Source organism: Sedimentibacter sp. MB35-C1, from assembly GCF_030913635.1.
GTDB lineage: Bacteria > Bacillota > Clostridia > Tissierellales > Sedimentibacteraceae > Sedimentibacter.
Map to the genome: position 1 here is coordinate 2597176 of NZ_CP133188.1, position 20181 is coordinate 2617356.

A 20181-nucleotide genomic window follows, 5' to 3' on the forward strand; every position below is an offset into this window, starting at 1 on the left:
TTTTTCTGCATTTATTCATTGAGGCAGCACTATAATTTAAAAAATTAACTTAAAATTTCGATTTTATTTCCCGGCTTAATCCATCCTGCTTTCAAAACTTTTGTAAATATTCCTTCTCTTGGCATTACGCAATCTCCTACAAGCTTTTTAATCGCACATCCTGCGTGACATTCTTTTCCTATTTGTGTCACTTCCATCTCTGTTTCACCTATTCTAAGTTTTGTACCAACCGGAAGTTCATAGAGTACAATTCCTTCAGTTGTTAAATTTTCTGCAAATTTTCCAACGCATAAATCTAAATTGCCTGCTGCATTTGCTTTATCTATACTTTCCTGTCCTAAAAGACTTACCTGTCTGTGCCAGTTTCCTGCATGAGCATCTCCATTAAGCCCATGATTCACTTCAAAAAAACCTTTATCAATAGGTTCTTTAGGAACTCCTTTGGTTTCACTTATATTTACAGCTAATACTTTTGCCATTTTACTTTCTCCTTATTTTCTTTCAAATAGTCCCGATTTGCCGCCCGATTTTTTCATGAGCATAACATCTGAAACTATCATTCCTCTGTCTATTGCCTTGCACATATCATAGATTGTAAGTCCGGCAATTGAAACCGCCGTAAGCGCTTCCATTTCAACTCCGGTCTGCCCTGTATTCTTCACTGTTGCAGTTATCTCAATTCTATTTTTTTCAAAATTCAGCACAAACCCCATGTCGCATCCCGAAATCATTATAGGATGACACATTGGAATTATCTGAGACGTTTTCTTTGCTCCCATGATTCCTGCCACCTGTGCAACAGAAAGCACGTCTCCCTTTTTTATTGTTCCTTCTTGAATTTTTTCAAGGGTTTCTCTTTTCATATATACATTTCCGCATGCAACAGCCTCTCTCAGGGTATCTTGCTTATCACTGACATCAACCATTTTTGCTCTGCCTTGTTCATTAATATGCGTTAACTCCATACTAGCCTCCTATTTGAAACATCATTCTTTTTGTGTCACTTTTTCCTTCAGTTTCTAAATGATGTTCTGCCGGTTTATTATAAACAGCCGTTTTAATTACTTCAAGCAATTTTTGATCATCGTTAATATATGGTCTTAAATTAACTTCTTCTGCAGAATGAAGGCATGGCTTAATAGAACCCGTTGAAGTTAGCCTTATGCGGTTACATTCTTCGCAAAACTTACAGCTTACTGGACTTATAAGTCCTACTTTGCCCGCAGCACCTGGAAGCTTGTACACTGAAGCCACCCTGCTATCATCTTTAACCGGCACAAGTTCAGGATACATCTCTAATATTTCTTCAACCTTCATTTCGCATTTTTCAAAATATTTAATACCCTCACCAATGGGCATAAGTTCTATAAACCTTACCTGAATAGGACTGTCCATTGTTAATCTTAAAAAATCTCCTATTTCGTCATCATTCATGCCTCGCATCAGCACAGCATTGATTTTAACAGGCGTCATACCCAAACTAATGCATTTTTCAATTGCTTTGTAAACCTTATTTATATCTCCGCCTCTTGTAATTTTTTTATACTTTTCTGGCTGCAAAGTATCCAAACTTACATTCACACGTTTCAAACCTGCTTTTTTTAAATCTTCAGCCATCTCTGCAAGCAGAATCCCATTTGTTGTAAGGGATATATCCTCAATACCGGGCATAGATGCGGTGTATCTTATAAGTTCATCTATTCCTTTGAGAACAAGAGGCTCTCCTCCTGTAAACCTAACCTTTTTAACTCCAAGAGTGGTACAGGCTGCGATTATTTTTTCAATTTCTTCAAAACGGAGTATTTCATCATGGCATTTTTTTTCAATGCCCTTTTCCGGCATGCAGTAAACACATCGGAGATTACACCTATCTGTAAGAGATATTCTTAAATAATCAATATTTCTACCTTTTTTATCAAGCATTTCTCTGCTCCTTGTAAAATAATTGTGTCATTGTAAATAGTTCGCTCGCTATCTATGCAAACTTATTCCTGAATCTTACAAATAACTATCTGGCACATTCTCCTCCGGTTCCGTTAAGAATTTCTATTCCGTGCGGCAGTGCAGGAAGAATAAAATTCAAGTTTTCAACTGCTCCCTTCGGACTTCCAGGCAAATTAATAATCAGTGTATTATCTCTAATACCTGCAGTTGCTCTGGAAAGCATTGCCTTAGGAGTTATTGCAAGCGACTTTTGTCTCATGGCCTCCGGAATACCCGGAACTTGTTTTTTTATTACTTTCATCGTAGCTTCAGGAGTTACATCTCTCTTTGAAAACCCTGTCCCTCCGTTTGTGAGAATCAAATCTAGATGAAGCTCATCACACATTTTTATTAATTCCTCACATATTAAATCCATTTCATCAGGTATTATATTATAATATTCAACCGAGTATATGCTCGGCTCTAATGTATCTTTTATAGCGGGGCCGGTTAAATCTATCCTTTCGTTCCTCGATCCTTTGTCGCTTATTGTAAGTACTCCAGTTCTTACCATATGGGCCTCCTTTTTCTTTTGCTCATTTCAATTCTAATGCCTAATTATTAACTTGTCAATCTTCTTAGTAAATATTTGTATATTATTTATTAAAATATCCAGCAATTAACATTACTGGATAAAAATCAAGTTTTTAAAGCGCCCTATTTCCAAATAAAAATTTAAGTCTGCCATAAGCTTTGTTAAATCTTGTTTAATCAGGCTCAGTCTAACTGGTTTTTTAACATTTTATAAGTTTGATTTTCAGTCTAATATGTGATAATATATATTAAATTCATATATGGGAGATGATGTTTTGAAAATTCAGGAATCTGCTGAGATGTACCTTGAGACAATCTTGATTTTATCAAAGGAAAGCCCCCCGGTACGTTCAATTGACATTGCAAATGAACTTGAATATACAAAACCCAGTGTCAGTGTTGGAATGAAAAATCTTCGCGAAAACGGTTATATTGAAATGGATGCTGATAGCTATATTACATTAACTGAAAAAGGCATGGCAATAGCAAAATCTGTGTATGAGAAACACATTTTATTATCTGAATGGCTTACCTTCTTAGGAGTAAACAAAAAAACAGCAACAGAAGACGCATGCCGCATTGAACATGTTATCAGCGAAGAAAGCTTTGAAGCCATTAAAAGGCACGTACAAAAACATAATTAAAACTAAACTAATAAACAATAAAATAGCCCGCTTTCCAGCGGGTTTTGTACTGTTATTTAAGCCTTACTATTTCTTGATACATGTTCCTCTAACAAAGTGTTTAATGCGGTGGCACTGCTTGAACGAATTCTTGCAACAGGTATGTTGTTTCGCTTGGCTTCTCCTACTGCGCTGATGACCATTTTATGAGATACTGTATTTGTGAAAAGAACCATCAAGTCAGGTGCTCCGATTTTTTTCTTTAACGATCCATTTTCCTTTGCAAAAACTTTTACTTTGTATCCATAATTTTTGCATATATCTTCGTATTGACATACCATTCTTTCATTACCACCTATAATTACAATACTCAATTTGTCACCTCTTTTTGGTTAGTTGCATCTAACCTTAAAGTATTTTTTTAGGGCTAATTACTAACTCATTTCAGTAGGTTAGTTAAAACTAACCTACTGAAGAATATCATATTATCAATTTGTTGTCAAGCAATTTTCAAAAAAACACATTAAAGATTTATCATCAGTAATGTGTTTTTCGAATTTTTATTTAATAGCAATACAACTATTCCCAGATATTTTACCCTTTGTTAAACCAACAAATCTAGTGCCTGTTTTAGATCATTAATTATATCTTCAGCATCTTCCAACCCAATTGACAGTCTAACAAGACCTTCTGTTATACCTGATAATGCTCTTTCCTCAGGTGTGTAAGGAGAATGTGTCATTGAAGCCGGATGCTGTATTAATGTTTCAGTATCTCCCAGGCTTACTGCCAGAGCACACAGATTCAAACTATTCATTAATTTTCTTCCTGCTTCCAGCCCTCCCTTTATTTCAAAAGCAATCATTGCACCTGGTAGCGCCATCTGTTTTTTTGCTAATTCATATTGCGGAAAGCTTTTCAGCCCCGGGTAAGCTATTTTTTCGACTGCAGGATGCGTTTCAAGGAACTCTGCAACTTTTTGGGCGTTTGAACAATGTTTTTCCATTCGGATTTGCAAAGTTTTCATTCCCCTATTTATTAAATAAGCATCAAAGGGGCTAAGTACTGAACCTGTCATATCCTTAATGCCCACAAGCCTTACTTCATTTATAAACTCCTGTTTTCCTGCGGCAAATCCGGCAATTACGTCTCCATGACCGTTCAAGTATTTTGTTGCAGAATGAACAACAACATCTGCACCTAAATCTAAAGGTCTTTGTATATATGGAGTACAATACGTATTATCAACCACAACAATACATCCTTTATTTTCATGAGCTATGGCAGAAATTTTTTCTATGTCTGATATAAGCATATTAGGATTAGCTGGAGTTTCTAAGTACACCACTCTTGTATTAGGTTTCATGGCCTTTCTTACATTTTCCGGATCAGATGTATCCACGAAAGTTGTAGTTACACCAAACTTCGATAATCCGTGATTTAAAAATGCAAATGTACATCCATACAAAGTTTTTGCAGCTACTACATGGTCACCTTCCTTTAAAGCAGACCATAATACAGATGTAATTGCTCCAATTCCTGATGCCATTGAAACAGAGGCCTCTGCATTCTCAAGATTTGCAAGCTTATCTTCCACCTGAGTGCTGGTTGGATTTCCAAGTCTTGTATAAATATATCCTTCTTCTTCTAATGCAAATCTTCTCCCACCTTGTTCTGCTGAATCAAATATAAAAGTTGATGTCTGATAAATTGGTGTTGCAAGAGCACCGTATTCGTTTTTTTTGTATCCTGCATGCACAGCTCTGGTTGCAAATTTCATTTCACTTAAGTTTTCCATCTAAATATAACCTCCTAAAATTAATAATTTGATATTTGATTTAAATTTATATTGTATTTTTTCATTCTGTTAATAAGAAGAGTATGGGTAACCTCAAGATTTCTGGCGGCTTCTCTGATGCTCTTTGACTGTCGAAGACTTTCTATAATTTTCTTTTTTTCAAGTTTTTCAATATATTCCTTTAGAGAGCCGGAACTTGAATTTTCCTCCGGAAGGATAGCATAATTAAGCACTATGTCTCTAGGCATTATTTCCTTTGATGTTGCAAGAGCTACAGCTCTTTCCAAAACATTCTGGAATTCCCGCACATTTCCCGGCCAATTATAGTTTATGAGCTTACGCATTGCGTCCTTATCTATCCCTGTTATTTCCTTATGATACCTTTTAGCATGCATATTCGTAAAATGCTCATATAGTATGGGAAGATCCTCCTTTCTTTCGCGAAGCGAAGGAATTGACAAATTAAAAATGTTGATTCTAAAGAGAAGTTCCAATCTAAATTCTTTATTTTTTACCATTTCATCAATATTTTGATTTGTCGCCGAAATCAATCTTACATCAACGCTTACTTCTTTTACGCCGCCTACCCTTCTCACTTTTTTTTCTTGTAGCACTCTTAGCAGTTTTGCCTGAAGATGAGAAGCCATATCTCCTATTTCATCCAAAAAAACTGTTCCGCCGCTTGCTATTTCAAATATGCCAGCTTTGCCTTCTTTTCTGCCGCCTGTAAACGTCCCCCCCTCATAACCGAAAAGCTCACTTTCAAGCAGCTGATCAGGAATTGCCGCGCAATTAATTGCTATGAACGGTTTATTTTTTCTTTTACTTTCATTATGTATGGCTCTTGCAAAAAGCTCTTTTCCCGTACCGCTTTCGCCTGTTATTAATACAGGAGAATCGGATTTTGAATATAGTTTTCCTCGATCAATGGTTTCAAGCATTTTGTTGCTTTCTGCGTAGATGTCTTTAAAGGTTATTGGATTATCATAGCGGTCATACATATCGGTATCAACATCATAAAATGACAACAAATAGCTGCTCAATACGTTTTCCTCATTGATAATCGGCTGTAACTTAACTTCATAAAGCTGATTTCCAATTGTCATTTTTTCTCTTACAATGTTTTTCTTTGTAGTATTGCTTCTTAACTGGATTAAATACTTATCACAGTCAATATACTTATTGATGTTGGTTCCGGTTATATCCTTGCCCTCTGTATTGAATATTTTTTCGGCTGCAAAATTATTAAAATATTTAATATCTCCATTTCTATTCAGCAGCGTTACACCATGTAAAATAACATCCAATACATTTTTCATTTCCGTATCTTTTTCTTCAAAAGGAAAAAGATCTATTTCTTCAAGCGATTCCCAACAGCTTAAATTTTGCAGCTCTCTTTTGATATTTTCCCACACATCATCCTCTACAGGCATCAATTTAATATATGCTACATAAGCGTAAACCTCCATCCAAATTAATCCTACATCATATTTATGAAGCACGGATAACGTCTCATAAGTAATATGTGGCCTGTCTTCTGCGGCTGTTAATTTAATTTTCTTTGCTTCCATACTTTCTCCTCTCTTTTTCAGTTGCATTAAGTATGCCAATTAAACATAGTAGAATATCAACGTTTTTTTTATTTATATAAAGCACAGTCCTACAATCATGGAATAATATCGTTCCATAATTGCAGGACTGTGGAATGTTGCAGTTTGTTGCGGTTTATTATTAATCCATCAGGTTTAATATTAAACCATTTTTACAAATTTTACAAGCAAGAAATTTTATCTATTCATTCTAACCATTTAAATCCTTGTTTTTTCATGTAATTAACATAACCGCTTAAATCAAGGAAATCATCCTGCTTTAAATAATAATATCCAAACCAGAACTGATATGCGCTGATTTTATTGAAATTCAATGCATTGCTTCTAAACTTTTCAGCCATTTCTATTCCATTATACTTTAAGCATGTATCGTAAATACTGTCGACTAGTTTTTTTGTAGGTTTCATATTCCAATTTTCATATTTATTCTCATATTCATTATTAAGACTATTAATTTCAATATCTTTATATTTTTCGTCGTGCACCAATACAGTTCTGTTATATTTTTCAGACATCACAGGTTTATTTTTAGGGTATCCCAAAACAACCATTACCGACGGACATACATATTTAGGAATATTCAAAAGTTCAGATACCTTGTCAACAGTATTTATTATATTCCCCACATAAACTGATTTCAAATTTTCAGCCTCAGCTGCAAGGCAAGCCGTATGAGCACATATGGCCGTACTGAGTACGGCCATCCAAAAGTCCATAAAATTATTTATTGCTTCACATGGAGCAGGTAATACGTCACAAATTTTCTTTATTCTTCTGTAGTCTATGCAGAATAATAAGCACACCGGTGCTTTTTCTATAAACATTTGGTTTCTGCAAAGCTCTGCAAGCTTTTTCTTTGTTTTACTATTTTTTATTTTTATAATGGAATATGCTTGAAACCCTCCTGCCGACGGTGATTTGCATGCTGCATTCAGGATTTTTTCAAGACATTCGTCCGAAACTTCTCTGTCTGAGAAGTTTCTGCAGCTTGAACGGTTATTTATTATGTAATAGATATTATCCATATCGCCTGCCTCCTGAAATTATTGACAGCATGATATAACCATTAAATTATATCCTCAATTCTTCTATAATCCATATTGTATCCAAAAAATCTCGGCCCGAATATATCAACCGCTTCTTTTGTTCTCCATTCTTCAAATGCCTTTAGGACAAAAACCGTAACTTTCATACCGGGTTTTCCGTTAGGATTAAGCAGCGGCATCTTTTCATCCCGATTATAAATGTTTATTGAATCCGGTGCAGTTGCAAAAACTTCTCCGTTTTTCCATGACATTATATATTCGTTTTGAAACCATATATCAAGCTTTTGCCCGCTGTATTCTCCCTCTCCGCTGATGCTCAGGTTTCCGAAAGTAAATCCTTCCCTGTCTTCCCAGTCAGCTTCGGTTATTTCACCCTCAAACACTACATATCCGTTGAACTTTTCAGCCACATCATAAGCAAAATTTCTTCCTTCTTCTTTTGCGGCTCTTGCTGTCCTTCCAATTTCCAGGCAATATGTAATTGTATTTTTTATCAGAGCATTCTTTAGATTTTTCCAATATCCCGGATGGTCAACGACTCCTACTGAATTGAAGCTTGCAACTGCTGTCTGTCGAGCAAAAAGTTCAGCTCTGTCATCATTTGCCACGTTTGTTATAACCATAGAGTCCCCAAATTCATTTGCCAGGCCCATAGGTGTTATGGAAACATCATTTAAAAACAAAGTTGAATGCTGTAGGCACGGCACACTTCTACCTGCCGGGTCTGCATCCACTATAGGTTTCCCAAGCCTTGCTGCCACATTAAGTGCTGCAGCAGTGTTTCCTCCACCCAATTCAGTTGCTATAACGCCGTAAAATTCATTTCCGAAGTACTCTTCTAAAACTTTTATTGCTCTTACTTCTTTTGCTTCTTTTATTTTAGGCAAAGCATCATATTTGCTTTTCTGTTCTTGAGAAAGTTCTCCTATTGAGCCACATGTGTATGGACTTGCGATTAAAGCATCGTCTGGTATTTCATTGATTTCTGCCAGCGTAAATTCAAATCCTTCATCATATGCCTTATCTACTAATTCAATTCCTTCTTTAAGGCTTCCGCCGCCTCCTGTTCCTACTATGGCAGCGCCTAGTAGTATATCATGCAAATCTTGTTTTGTTAGTTTTTTCATATTATGCCCTCTTAAATATTTTATCTTCGTAATCTTTTAATTCTTTGTGGATAAATTTTCCTTTATCCAACACTTGCACATCGTCCAGCCATACTGAAGCATTCAGGCAAATTCCGTCGCAGTGTGATTTTGCATCTTGTCCCTTTGGCGGTGCATCTATTGGACTTACATAGCCTATACCCCATTCAACGCATCCCCACACTCTTTCATCTTCAACTATGTCTCCTGTCAATCTTGCCCCGGGGTTCAGCCCGTAAGCCATGTGAGCCAGTTTATACATATTAGGATCTCCGAAACTCTTTAGCCAGCCGGCAAATTGTTCGGCCTGATTTCCCCCTTCTATATTTGTTATCGTGCTGTTTTTAATTGTCAGCTTGACAGGCGCATCTAAAAGTCTGAAAGGTGGAACAAGAGAACCATCAAACACTATAGTACCTTGTATGCTGTCAAATTCCGGCACAATGTTTAACTGCCCAGGCATCATATTCATACCGGGTTTTGATGCATCGCCTGAATCATTACAAACCAAGTGATTTGGATTAGTTTTGAAAGTCAAGTCTGTTCCTGCCGGAGTAGTAACCCTGTAAGCCTTCGTATTAATATTCATATTTGTAAACTTCTGCATAAATTCGGCAAGAAGCAGCATATCTATATTGCCTATATTTCTTATCATTAGATCCGGATTCATTTCCACAAGATTTATATATCTTATTTTTTTGTTGCCGCTGAAAGCAATTTCAAACGGAGTGGAATACAAAAGCCACTGCTTGTTATATTCAATCCATACATCTGCATGCTTTAATGCGCCTCCAAGAGCTTCTACAGGAAGATCAAAATCTGCTGCCTTTCCTACGCCGCTGGGAGTGGAAGTATATATAACCATGGGTTTCCCGCCTGCAGCGTACACGCTTGACGCAGTTGCATTAACAACTTGCTCATTTGAGCATGTGTCTGCAGTAATTACCACTGTTTCTCCTTTTTTTACCTGAAGCATTTCCTTAATTAATCTGTCTGCTGCATTTTGCAATTCAAACTCTAATAATTTCATAAGTCTTTCTCCATTTTTTAAAATTTAATTTTTATACCTATGACATGCAATTAATCTTCCATCATTTAATTTTATAAGTTCAGGCTCTTTTAACTTGCATACGTCACATGCATACTGACATCGCGTATGAAACCTGCATCCTGCCGGAGGATTAATCGAGCTTGGTATGTTTCCTTCGAGGGTCTTCATATCTTCAATGTTATCGGTATTAATATCCGGTATAGCTGCAAAAAGGGCTTCTGTGTATGGATGTTTAGGGCTATTAAATATTAAATCAGTTTTTCCATATTCTACAAGCTTACCTAGATACATAACTGCTATCTTATCTGACATATAACTCACAACACTTAAATCATGAGATATAACTATATAAGTTAAATTAAACTTTTCTTTCAAGTCATCAAGAAGACTTAGTATTTGCGCCTGTGATATAACATCTATTGAAGATGTTGGTTCATCAAGTACGACAAGCTTAGGCATCAGAGACAGCGCCCTCGCTATTGCAATACGCTGCCTTTGACCTCCGCTGAACTCATGTGGATACTTGTATGCTCCGTCTTTCGGCAAACCCACCATATCCAAAAGTTCACCAATTTTTTCTAATATCTCAACATTACTCAATTTTGTTTGTACACTTAACGGCTCTCCTATTATATCCTTAACGAGCATTCTTGGATTCAAAGACCAGAATGGATCCTGAAAAACTATCTGAATATTTTTTCGTGTTTCTCTCATTTCTCTTTTCCCAAGAGTATATATGTTTTTCCCGTCAAAAATTACTTCGCCTTCCGTAGGATGTGTCAAGTTCAATACCGTACTTACCAACGTTGATTTGCCGCATCCCGATTCTCCAACAAGCCCTAATACTTCCCCTTTTGCCATATTCAGCGAAACCCCGTCAACCGCTTTGACAAAAGTCGCCTTACTGCCTTTAACAGGAAAGTACTTTTTTAAATTCTTTATTTCTAATATTAATTCACTCATATACCCTCCTGAATTTTTTCCTGTGCAAAACAACATTTAACTTGATGAATTTCACTTATTTTTATGTTATTTTGGAACATCTTGCACTTATCTTTTCTTTTCAAACATTTATCGTAATAAATACATGCTGTTTCTAAATCTATTTTTTCATTAATCAAATCAGGTTTTTTCAAAATTATTTTGTCTTTTCTTGATTTAGGTATGGCATTTAACAAAGTAAATGTGTATGGATGCATCGGATTTCTCAGCACTTCTTTTGTATTTCCCTGCTCCACAATCATCCCTTTGTACAACACTGCTGCATTATCGCATGTAGATGAAATAAGTCCTGGATTATTTGCAATGAACAGCACAGTTACGTTTAATGTTTTTTGAAGCTTTTTAATTAGCTTCAGTATGCCTGCTTGTATTGTAACATCCAGATTTCTTGTAGGCTCATCTGCTATTATAAATTCAGCGCCGCAGCTTAAAGCCAGTGCAATAATAACTCGCTGCCTCTGTCCTCCGGAAAGCTCGTGAGGATATTTTTCCATAGCGCGCTCAGGGTCCGGCAAATCCACCATCCGAAGCATTTCTACAGCTTTTTCAGTTGCTTCTCTTTTTTTTAAGCCCTGATTTTTAATTATTACATTTATAACCTGATCCCCAACTGTATAGACAGGATTTAAAGTTGACATAGGATCTTGAAAAATCATAGATATTTTCTTTCCCCTAACTTCTCTTTCCATTTGCCTGTCAGTTTTTTTAAGCAGATCATCTCCGTCAAGCAATATTTGTCCGCTCACAATCTCTCCCGGAGGCATTTCCAGAAGTTTAAATATTGTTAACGCCAAAACGGTCTTGCCTGTCCCGCTTTCTCCTATTATTCCGTAGGCTTCACCTTTTTCTATTTGTATTTCATCAATATCCAATATTGTCCTTGTACCGTCATATCCTTTAAAATTTACTTTTAGATTTTTGATATGAAGATAAGGTTTATGGTTCTCTTCCATGGCTGCCTCCTAGTTCTTTCTCGTTCTTGGGTCCAATATTTCTCTGAGACCGTCACCAAGCAGGTTAAATATAAGCACTGTAAAAAATATTGCAAGTCCAGGGAATATACTGTACCACCAAGCGTTTAAAAAATAGTTTCTGCTTGTACTTACCATAAGTCCCCATTCAGGCACAGGCGCCTGAGCTCCAAGCCCTAAAAAACTTAAGGATGCAATTGTAAGTATTACTCCGCCTATGTCCATTGACGCCTGTACAATAATCGGAGCTATGCAGTTCGGAATAATATGCTTGATTACAATACTACCTGATGGAGCGCCCATTGCTTGTGCAGCCTTGACAAACTGCCTTTCTTTCAGAGACACAGCTTGTCCCCTTACAATACGCGTATACCACGGCCACCATGACAATGCGATTGCTAGTGTTGCATTGTTTAAGTTAGGTCCCAAAAATGCTGATATAACAATAGCCAAAAGCAGTGATGGAAAACCTAAAAATATATCCGTAAATCTCATTAAAAGTTCATCAATAAAACCTCCGAAATAACCTGCGATAGCTCCTATGGGAACTCCTATAAGTATGGCAATACCTACTGCAAATATTGATGTTTTCAATGATATGCTTGTACCAAGCAATACTCGTTTAAAAACATCTCTTCCCAGCTCATCCGTTCCGAACAAATGATTTGCAGACGGTGCCAGCAGACTTTCCTGCGGATTAGCATCCTGGTTTACATGTATATCCTTTGGAAGAACTATCGGAGCAATGATTCCTATTAGGCAAAGAACGACTACCGCATACATGGCAAACTTGGTTAGTGCGTTCTTCTTAAGCAGGTATATGTTCATTTTCAGCTGGTTTAATTTCGCTTTAATTATCCTTGTTATTGTATCGCTTTTCATAAATTCACTCCTATACTCTTATTCTCGGGTCTATTGCTATAATAATGTCAGCGAGAAGGTTCAACACTATATATGAACACGCAGAAAAAAGCGTAACTCCGATAATTGCAGGGAAGTCCATGGACATAACCGCCGTCGAAATATAATTTCCAATACCGGGCCAGTTAAATATAGCTTCTACCAGAAAAGTGTTAACCAAAGTATATCCCACTGACAAAGCAAGCACAGTTGCTGTAGTTCCGAGAGAATTTTTTAAAGCGTATTTCCACAAAATTAAATTTTCTTTCAACCCGTATGATCTCGCTGCCTTTATGTAATCTTCGCCAAGTATTTCAAGCAAAGCTGAACGTGTCATTCTTGCAACAAGACCTATGGGATATAAGGAAATAGTTATAGCAGGAAGAATTATATGTTTAAGAGCGTCAACATACAGCGTCATGTTTCCTGAAATTAATGTATCTAAAGTTAAAAGTCCCGTTATCTTGGGAATACTGTATAAGAGCTTCAATTTTGCATCTAATTGCCCGCCTAGGGGCAACAGTTCCAGCCATCTGTAAAAAATAAGCTGCAAAAATAAAGCAACCCAAAATGTTGGAAGAGATACAGCTCCAACAGAAAAGAACCTGCAGAAGTGATCCAACAGCTTATCCTTTTTCTTTGCAGAATATAATCCCAGCGGTATTCCGATAATTACGGCAAGTATTGTCGATATCAGCACAAGCTCAAGTGTCGGAGGAATATATGTCTTTAATTCGCTTAAAACTGATTGCTTTGTTCTTAAAGACATCCCTAAATTTCCATGCATCAGGTCAGTAATATAATTTTTATACTGCACCAGAAGAGGCTTATCTAAACCAAGCTCGACTGTTGCTGCATCAATTTGCTCTTGTGTTGCTCTGGGACCCACCCATTGAGCTGCAGGATTTGACGGCAAAACCCTTGTAAGAAAAAAAGTAATTGTAACTACTCCCGCCAAAACCAATATTCCCAATAGAACACGCTTAAATATATATTTACTCAACTTTTACCTCCGAGTCTCAGGGAAAGCAATACTGCTTTCCCTGTATTTTCTATTGTCAATAATTATTTTTCTCTGTAAAGATCATAGAAAAATACAACAAATGGATATGAAGGATTATCCTTATGACCTTTCAATGTCGAAGATTTAACCCATGCAACGTTCTTGTCATACATAAATATTGAAGGTACATCTTCCAGCAGTATTTTTTGAGCACCTACAAAATCTCTTTCTGCTTCTGCCATATTGACAGCTGATTTAGTCTGAGCCCCGTCTATTAATTCATCAAATTCCGGATTGCTGTAATATCCCAGATTGTACAAGGTGCTGTCTTCCGAATGATAAAGTGAATACAAATATGAATATGGTGTTGACAAATCATTCCACCAATACATTACAAATATATCCTGCTGATCAGACACATTGTTTCCCATTGCCATTTCCCACTGGCTTTCCCAAGGCATCGCTCTTATTTCTAATTCTATACCAATCTTGGATAATTCCGCTTTATATAATTCAGCCATTTTCTTTTCTGCTTCATCACCTGTCATGTAAGTCAAAAGCAGTTTTATCTGACCTTCCTTTATACCAGATTCTTCAAGCAATTGCTTTGCCATGTCTAAATCATGATTGAATTGGAAAAGTTCTTTTGAATGCCCCCACATCCCTTCAGGAACAGGGCCGTAGGACTGCGAAGCATATCCTCCCATTGCATAATTTACAACATCCTCATACGGGAATGCATATGAAAGTGCCTGCCTTACCTTAACATCGTTTAGAGGAGCTTTTTGTGTATTGAAAAATCCAATTAAATTTGTAAATGAAGGCACAACATCTATTACAACATTTTCGTTAGATTTTAATGCTTCAATATCTTCTGAAGGAAGCTCAATAGTTATATCTGCCTCTCCTGATTCAATCATCTGCCTTCTCGATGATGTTTCAGATACTTTTTTAATTATAACTTTTTCAAAGTGTTCTCCATCCCAGCCTTTCCAATAGTCTTCATTTTGTGTAAGGATAACCTCGTCACCCATTGTTTTGTCCTGGAGCTTGTACGGACCGGTTCCATTTGCATTTCCCTCTTCCAGCCAATTTTCCGGTTCATCTTCCAGTGAAGGCGACATCATAAACGATGCATAGGGGCAGCTGGTAATAACATCCATCGGAGCCGGGTGTGACAAAACAAAGTCTACAGTGTATTCATCAACAATTTTTATTTCTTTAACCGGATCCCATATAAAAGCAGCGCCCTGGCCTATTTTCTTTGTTCTTTCTATTGAGTATTTTACAGCTTCCGCATTGAATGGAGTTCCGTCATGGAATGTTACTCCTTCTCTAAGTTTAAATGTCCATACCATTCCATCCTCACTTTTACTGTAGTCTGTAGCCAGAACATTTTCATACTCTTTCGTTTCTGCATTAAATCTCAGCAACTGCTCATATACGTTGTTCAATACTACAATGCCATTTGAAAATTCAATGCTTGGGTCCCACGTTAAAATAGGAATTGAATTATATGCATAATACAATACGTCCATTTCATCGTTTTTGCCCTGTTGATTTGAAGTTCCATCTCCATTTGTACCGCATGCGGTAATTGTCGTTAGGAGCATAAGAATTGCTAAAATTATGGATAGTTTTTTTTTCATATTTCCTCCGTTTATAAATTATTTTTTATATACCTACAATCCATGTCAAAGCCAAAAAACCTAGGATTTAAAATACTAAGTCCTTTTTCGGTTTTCCATAAATTATGAGCTTCAAAGCCTAGCACCGCAACTTTATCGCCAATTTTGCAATTTGGATTTGTTATGGGGTATCCCGTTGAATTCTCTACCACGCAGATCAAGTCAGGACAAGTAATATACGGTGCATCATTTTTCCACGAAATCATGTTTTCATTTTTGTACCATATCCTAAATTTATCATTTTCAAAATTTTCGATTCCGTTTATGTCAACTGTACCTACCGTAAATCCGTCTACTATTTTCCACTGAGCGTCTGATACAACTCCTTCAAATAAAAAGTATCCTTCAGCAGCTGAAATAATTTCTTCAACAGGATCAAGCCCATTTTCCATAGCTTCTCTTTGAGCTTTTCCAACTTTTCCTGCATAGCTTAAGGCACTAGGTATTACTGATTCTTTAAGCAAATTCCCTTTTATAGGATGATCTGCCATACCAACAGAACCTTCGGAACCTACAGCCATAAATCTGGATAAAGCCTCTGCTCTTGCATCATCCCTTACTTTTGGAAATATCCCTATATCTCCGAACTGTGTGGCAACCGAAAATGGATATATGGGCTTACCCGTGACGAAGTAAGTGGAAAATTGAAGCTCCGGAACTGCTCGTCCGGCAGCATCGCAATCAACAATATATTTTCCCATTTCTGCAGCTGCCGCCATAGCCTGTCCCGTATTTCCTCCGCCGTATTCTATAGAAACTACGCCGTCGAATTCTACATTCATATATTTTTCCAGAGCATTAACAGCCAAGACCAATTCATTTGAAAGCTCTTTTTTTTCCTCATTGGGACTAACACTTCCACAAAAATATGGATTTATGTAATATTTTTCTTCACTTATTTCACAAAAATCCAGGAGCTTAAATTCGTATCCCTGACTAAATGCAGTCCTTACTGCCTCCAATCCCTCTTCCAAAGAACCGCCTCCACCAGTTCCAAGTATTGTGCACCCAACAAGTATGTCTTCAATGTCTTTTAAATTCAATACTTTCATGACAACCTCCTTTTATTCAACAAAATTAGTAGATTCGTATCAGCTTATGCATATAAATACATTTATGCATTTTTTATAATTATTAAACCGCTTTTAAAACCCTCCTATGAATTATCCTTTTAAATTAGATTTTTCAATATATAATCATAGGTTTCAACAATTAATATGTATTTAATAAAATACAACTGTGTTTCTAAAAAAAATAGTGTATTTTTACTTATGCGTATTTTATTATAAATATATTTGTTTTGTATTATATATTATATATTTTCAATTGTCTTTGTAATTTTTATAAAAATATGCTAATTTTTTTGTAGTATTTTAAAAACTCTGGAATTTCTAGTTTGTTTATAGTAAAATAGTTAGATAAATCGGAGGAAATACAATGTCAGTTACCATACATAATTTACTATCAATAGATTTGTTTAAAGATGCAAAAATTGCTGCCGGAAGCAGTGGTTTAAATAATGAGATAGGAAGAATCAATTTTATAGACTGTCCCTTTCCTGATGACATCAGAAGCAGCGGACTGATAAATAAAGGAGATCTTTTTATTAACAGCTTTTATATTGCAGGAGACGACGAAGATATGCTGTTTGATTTTATAAATGCATACATTGACTGCAAATGCTCCGGAACGTTTATCATTACCGAATATATAAAAAAACTTCCTCAAAAAATAGAAGATCTTTGCAATATGCATAATTTCCCTGTTGTTTTTATTGATCCTGATATTCCATATGCGGAAATAATCAAAACAACAATGGAAATGATTCTTTCTGACAAATCAGAAACAATTTTTGAAATGAAAATAGAGAGGATTTTATCAAATAATGTAAGTAAAAAGACAATAATAGACACTGCCCATGAAATAATAAAAAATTTCAGAAGCAATTATGTTTCCTTATATGTAAGTCCGGACGATTTTTCTGGAGTAAAAAAACAGATGAGTGTTGCAACAATAAAAAATATAAATGCAATTGAACCTGTAACATATAAAAAAGGAATGTTTTTGATAATTAATCTTGATAAGTTGTCTTTACTACCGTCATATATCGAACAATCAGAATCAATATTAAAAAATTTTTTTAGCAGATATAATATAGGCATAAGCAACACATTCAACGAAGTCGAAAACTTTAATATATGTCTGAGACAGTCTCTTCTGTCTTATGAAATATCAAAAATATTAGAAGGAAATACTGTATATTACAAGGATATAAGCCTTTATAAAATATTATATCCTTTAAAAAATTCAGATGTTTTGATGGATTTTTATTCGGATGTTATAGAACCGCTGACAAAAGATGTCAGCAACGATAAAAATGAATTAATAAATACTATTGAGGCATATTTAAATTGCGACGGTGATTTTAAAAAAACAGCCGCTTTGATAAACCAGCATGAAAATACCGTGAGATACAGAATTTCAAAGGCAAAACGACTGCTTAACCTTGAGAATAACAATTTTAAATTTATTGAACAGGTTTCAATAGCTCTGAAAATAAAAAATATATTAAGATTGTAAAATAGCTTCTTAAATAAAAGTCGTAGAAGTGACAGGCTGTTTGAAAATTTGTTAAAAATGCAAAGTATTTCATGCATTAATAAATACACTGCAAAAATAGGTGGAAAAACGAATTTTTTCAACAGTCTGAAACTATAATACTAATCTAATGCGTTAAAGCAAAGAATGAACTTTGTTCCATTATTCTCTTCACTTTCTACTTCAATTGACCCAGAGTGCAGAGTTAATATATTTTTGACAATTGTTAGCCCAATACCTGAACCTTCTGTTTCGTGCCTGCTCTTATCACCTCTGTACAGACGCTCAAATATAAAAGGCAGATCTTCTGTCTTTATTCCTATTCCGTTATCTGCTACCTCAACAAATATTTTTTTACCTTTTGCATATACATTTATGGATATTTTTCCGTTTTTTTCTGAAAACTTTATCGCGTTATTTACTAAATTAATAAACACCTGCTTTAATCTGTCTGAATCCCCTAATATGAAATAATTTGTGTCTCTTTCCTTTATCAAGTCAATTGAAATATGTTTTTTTTCAGATTCCATGAGAAAATCATCATATAAGCTTTCTATAAGCCCAAAAAGTTCTATGGCATAAAAATTCAGCTTGAGACTTTCTGTTTCAAATTCTTTAAGTTTCTCTAAATTGTTTAAAAGTTTTCCAAAGCGTATAATTTCATCATTAAGTTTGTTCAGCCTCGCCTGTGTAACAGGAAAAACCCCGTCAATCATAGCTTCAAAATTATTTTGCATAACATTCAGGGGCGTCCTGATTTCATGATTTATATCTGATATAAGCCTTTTTCTTATCATATCCTGCTTATTAAGTTTATCAGCAAGAATATTGATGCTATTCCTTAGATCCCTTATTTCTTCTATGTCTGTCTGAATACTCGCTTTTTCTTCGAAGTGACCTTTTGAAAGGTTGACGGACATACCGGCAACTTCTTTTATAGGGTCTGAAAACTGTTTGGACAGGTATAAACTTGCTGCAGTTATAATAATTAAAGTTAATACACCACTTGCAATGATACTTTTATTGACTGATGTTTGAAAAAGAACATCCTCCTCTGTTATGAGGAGAGGTGCATACTGCCCTATCTCTACATATCCCACTATTTCATCGTTGTATTCAAGCCCAAATTTCTTTGTTGTATACACACCTTCATCCTGCACCTTCATATGCTTAAGATTTATTTCATTTTTTATGTCCATGGGATTCATTCCCCAAACCAAAGTATTTCTTTCATCATACAGTGTCAAAATATAGTTGCTCATGTAAGCCTCGTGCATAAGCTCTATTCCGGAATATTCACTCCATTTTCCGTCCTTTTTATATGCTTCCTCCAAATATGAAACTATCCTTTCATATCTTTTATTTTGCACATCGGCCATATATTCTTTAAATATACCTTTAATCGTTAAATTAATAAACAGCATTATGAGAACAATTGCTGCAAAAGAACACAAGAATAATATTATACTAATTTTTTTTCTTATTGTAGTCATCAGTATTCACCGCTAAATTTATATCCGACTTTTGTAACGGTAATTATATACTTAGGTTTTTTAGTATCTTCTTCAATTTTTTTTCGAAGATTTTTTATATGAACATCTATCGTCCTATCATATCCATTAAAATCCAACCCAAAAATTTTGCTAATTATCTGCTCCCTAGATAACACATTCCCCCTGTTAGCAGCTAAAAGATGCAATATATTGAATTCATTTGGAGTAAGCCAAATTTCCTTTCCATTGACACTGGCTATTCTTTTGCCATAATTTATTTTTAAATTTCCGTCATCATAAAAAGACTCACCGTTATTATCCTTATCAAGCCTCCTAAATAATGCATTTACTCTTGCAGTAAGCTCCCTTGGGCTGAACGGCTTTACCAAGTATTCGTCAGCTCCTATATTTAATCCATCTATTTTTTCCTCAATAGACCCTTTTGCAGTAAGCATGAATATATGAACATCAGATTTTTCCCTTATTATTTTACACACTTCTTCCCCACAAATGTCAGGAAGCATCAAATCCAGTATTATTAAACTGATATCATTTTTTCTTGCAAGCTCTATTCCTTCTAATCCTCTGGATTTCAAGAACACATGATATCCTTCTTTTTCCAAATACGCACAGATAACATCAGAAACTCTTTCGTCATCTTCTATCACTAATATATTTTTCATAACAGCTCTCCAAAAATGTTAGTTATAATATAAGTTGTTATGCTGTCATTGTC

The 20181-nt window shown here is 35.5% G+C and carries 20 protein-coding genes; 2 read left to right on the forward strand and 18 right to left on the reverse strand.

Translation table 11 applies throughout. The features are described 5' to 3' along the window. Window positions 1–44: 44 nt before the first annotated feature. The 4 genes from RBQ61_RS12460 to RBQ61_RS12475 form a co-directional block, all read right to left on the reverse strand. Window positions 45–479 carry an MOSC domain-containing protein gene (locus tag RBQ61_RS12460; protein WP_308137636.1) on the reverse strand — a complete coding sequence of 145 codons (435 nt, stop codon included), beginning with the start codon at window positions 477–479 and terminating at the stop codon, window positions 45–47. 12 nt (window positions 480–491) lie between these two features. After that, complete coding sequence (gene moaC, locus RBQ61_RS12465; protein ID WP_308137637.1) at window positions 492–965, reverse strand: cyclic pyranopterin monophosphate synthase MoaC; 474 nt, start codon at window positions 963–965, stop codon at window positions 492–494. Between the two features lies 1 nt (window position 966). Then, entirely contained in the window at window positions 967–1923 is a 957-nt protein-coding gene (gene moaA / locus RBQ61_RS12470) for a GTP 3',8-cyclase MoaA (RefSeq protein ID WP_308137638.1), read from the reverse strand. A gap of 85 nt (window positions 1924–2008) precedes the next feature. Beyond that, a complete protein-coding gene (locus RBQ61_RS12475) occupies window positions 2009–2497 on the reverse strand; it encodes a molybdenum cofactor biosynthesis protein B (protein WP_308137639.1) in 489 nt (162 codons plus the stop codon). Window positions 2498–2792: 295 nt separating this feature from the next. Here RBQ61_RS12475 and RBQ61_RS12480 point away from each other — a divergent pair, with 295 nt between their 5' ends. Beyond that, window positions 2793–3161 (forward strand): metal-dependent transcriptional regulator, encoded by a 369-nt coding sequence (locus tag RBQ61_RS12480; protein WP_308137640.1) that lies wholly within the window; start codon window positions 2793–2795, stop codon window positions 3159–3161. 56 nt (window positions 3162–3217) lie between these two features. Here RBQ61_RS12480 and RBQ61_RS12485 read toward each other — a convergent pair whose 3' ends face one another. The 12 genes from RBQ61_RS12485 to RBQ61_RS12540 all read right to left on the reverse strand — a co-directional run bounded on the left by RBQ61_RS12485 (window position 3218) and on the right by RBQ61_RS12540 (window position 16406). Further along, window positions 3218–3514, reverse strand: a complete 297-nt coding sequence (locus RBQ61_RS12485) for a DUF2325 domain-containing protein (RefSeq protein WP_308137641.1) — start codon at window positions 3512–3514, stop codon at window positions 3218–3220. 230 nt (window positions 3515–3744) lie between these two features. Beyond that, the gene (megL, locus tag RBQ61_RS12490; RefSeq protein WP_308137642.1) at window positions 3745–4938 is read right to left on the reverse strand and encodes a methionine gamma-lyase; all 1194 of its coding nucleotides are present in this window, start codon (window positions 4936–4938) and stop codon (window positions 3745–3747) included. Window positions 4939–4958: 20 nt separating this feature from the next. Beyond that, entirely contained in the window at window positions 4959–6509 is a 1551-nt protein-coding gene (locus tag RBQ61_RS12495) for a sigma-54-dependent Fis family transcriptional regulator (protein WP_308137643.1), read from the reverse strand. Window positions 6510–6733: 224 nt separating this feature from the next. Then, window positions 6734–7573: a nitroreductase family protein gene (locus RBQ61_RS12500; RefSeq protein ID WP_308137644.1), complete on the reverse strand. Its 840-nt coding sequence runs from the start codon at window positions 7571–7573 to the stop codon at window positions 6734–6736. Between the two features lie 41 nt (window positions 7574–7614). After that, window positions 7615–8721 (reverse strand): DUF917 domain-containing protein, encoded by a 1107-nt coding sequence (locus RBQ61_RS12505; protein ID WP_308137645.1) that lies wholly within the window; start codon window positions 8719–8721, stop codon window positions 7615–7617. 1 nt (window position 8722) lies between these two features. Further along, window positions 8723–9769, reverse strand: a complete 1047-nt coding sequence (locus tag RBQ61_RS12510; protein ID WP_308137646.1) for an aminopeptidase — start codon at window positions 9767–9769, stop codon at window positions 8723–8725. A 24-nt stretch (window positions 9770–9793) separates the two neighbouring features. After that, window positions 9794–10753 carry an ABC transporter ATP-binding protein gene (locus RBQ61_RS12515; protein WP_308137647.1) on the reverse strand — a complete coding sequence of 320 codons (960 nt, stop codon included), beginning with the start codon at window positions 10751–10753 and terminating at the stop codon, window positions 9794–9796. Then, window positions 10750–11745, reverse strand: coding sequence for an ABC transporter ATP-binding protein (locus tag RBQ61_RS12520; RefSeq protein ID WP_308137648.1), 996 nt, complete (start codon window positions 11743–11745; stop codon window positions 10750–10752). Before RBQ61_RS12520 ends, RBQ61_RS12515 begins: the two co-directional genes overlap by 4 nt. A 9-nt stretch (window positions 11746–11754) precedes the next feature. After that, the gene (locus RBQ61_RS12525; RefSeq protein ID WP_308137649.1) at window positions 11755–12645 is read right to left on the reverse strand and encodes an ABC transporter permease; all 891 of its coding nucleotides are present in this window, start codon (window positions 12643–12645) and stop codon (window positions 11755–11757) included. 10 nt (window positions 12646–12655) lie between these two features. Then, the gene (locus RBQ61_RS12530) at window positions 12656–13666 is read right to left on the reverse strand and encodes an ABC transporter permease (RefSeq protein WP_308137650.1); all 1011 of its coding nucleotides are present in this window, start codon (window positions 13664–13666) and stop codon (window positions 12656–12658) included. A gap of 62 nt (window positions 13667–13728) precedes the next feature. After that, the gene (locus RBQ61_RS12535; protein WP_308137651.1) at window positions 13729–15315 is read right to left on the reverse strand and encodes an ABC transporter substrate-binding protein; all 1587 of its coding nucleotides are present in this window, start codon (window positions 15313–15315) and stop codon (window positions 13729–13731) included. 11 nt (window positions 15316–15326) lie between these two features. Beyond that, the gene (locus RBQ61_RS12540; protein WP_308137652.1) at window positions 15327–16406 is read right to left on the reverse strand and encodes a DUF917 domain-containing protein; all 1080 of its coding nucleotides are present in this window, start codon (window positions 16404–16406) and stop codon (window positions 15327–15329) included. Window positions 16407–16791: 385 nt separating this feature from the next. Between RBQ61_RS12540 and RBQ61_RS12545 the strand changes: the two genes are divergently transcribed. Next, a complete protein-coding gene (locus RBQ61_RS12545) occupies window positions 16792–17934 on the forward strand; it encodes a PucR family transcriptional regulator (RefSeq protein ID WP_308137653.1) in 1143 nt (380 codons plus the stop codon). A gap of 140 nt (window positions 17935–18074) precedes the next feature. Here RBQ61_RS12545 and RBQ61_RS12550 read toward each other — a convergent pair whose 3' ends face one another. Continuing rightward, window positions 18075–19445, reverse strand: coding sequence for a cell wall metabolism sensor histidine kinase WalK (locus RBQ61_RS12550; protein WP_308137654.1), 1371 nt, complete (start codon window positions 19443–19445; stop codon window positions 18075–18077). Then, a complete protein-coding gene (locus RBQ61_RS12555) occupies window positions 19445–20128 on the reverse strand; it encodes a response regulator transcription factor (protein ID WP_308137655.1) in 684 nt (227 codons plus the stop codon). Before RBQ61_RS12555 ends, RBQ61_RS12550 begins: the two co-directional genes overlap by 1 nt. Window positions 20129–20181 lie beyond the last annotated feature (53 nt).